1 protein-coding gene is annotated in these 1,053 nt (G+C 67.4%); it reads right to left on the bottom strand.

Going from position 1 to position 1,053, the window contains the following annotated elements:
* A protein-coding gene (locus SMA5143A_RS45075) for an IS630 family transposase (protein WP_441349516.1) occupies positions 1-986 on the bottom strand; the annotation gives its coding sequence in 2 pieces (ribosomal slippage) (positions 1-461 and positions 461-986; 987 coding nt annotated over the 2 pieces). This gene is flagged as partial in the annotation.
* Between the last annotated feature and the right edge of the window lie 67 nt (positions 987-1,053).

Raw genomic sequence — 1,053 nt, 5'->3', positions numbered from 1 at the left:
CCGGAGCGCGCTCATGAGGTGGTCAGGGTCGGTGAATGCAGTGTTGGCCTGGCTGCTGCGTCGCAGCAGTGACCAGATGCCCTCGACGGGGTTGAGGTCGGGTGCATAGGACGGCAGGAAGTAACAGGTGATCCAGTCGTGGGTGTCGATGAACTCCCGCAGCCGGCGGTCTCTGTGCACGTTCAGGTTGTCCCATACGAGCACGATCGGTGCGCCGAGTTGCTGGTGGGCGGTGATGAGCAGGTCGCGGTAGTCGGTCCAGGTGAAACTGCGTCTGCCGCCCCGCTTGTGGTCGACGTGCCGTTTGGGCCGGTAGATCAGGCGCGAGCGTTCGCCGGGCCTGTAGCAGGCCAGAGCGGCGATGGAGAAGCGGCGCTGGGAGCGTCCGCGGACCCGTATGACGGGTGTGTGTCCGCGCCGGGCCCAGGTGCGGGTGGTGGGCGGCGTCATCGAGAAGCCTGCTTCGTCTTCGAAGCACAGCCAGGCGTCGAGCGCCGCCACGGACCTTCCACCTGGGGCCAGGTCTCCTTCACCCAGCCCGCCACGGCCTCCTCGTCGCGCTCGACCGCTCGGCGGGCCGGGAGCTGGTGGCTGAAGCCGTGTCGGTGCAGCATCTGCGCGATGGCCGACAGCGTCATGGTCTTGTGGAACCGGCGCCCGATCAGCGTCTTGATCCGCGCCAGCGTCCAGGTCTGGTCCGGCCAGCCGTGTGCTACCGGCCCCCTGGCCAGTTCCTGCTCGAGCACCTCGAACAGTGCCTCACTCAGCTTGGGCCTGGACGCCTGCCCCTTCGACTCCAGGGCCGGCGTTCCGCCGTGCCCCCATGCCTGGTGCCACCGCTGTACCGACCGCACGCTGACACGTAACTGCTTGGCGATGGCGGCATTGTCGTGTCCCAGGGCGAATAACTCGGCTGCCTGCATCCGGATGTGCTCGCGAAACGCCCGTCGCTCCGCGGTCAGCCCGCCCCCTTGCGGATACCTCATGTGACCGGCCTACTGCGACAGCCACAGCTTGTCGACCCCCACGACATCACCCCAGCAAGGTCAGTAA

This window comes from Streptomyces sp. MA5143a (genome assembly GCF_900290235.1).
Taxonomy (GTDB): domain Bacteria; phylum Actinomycetota; class Actinomycetes; order Streptomycetales; family Streptomycetaceae; genus Streptomyces.
This window is presented reverse-complemented; position numbering and strand designations above follow the sequence as displayed.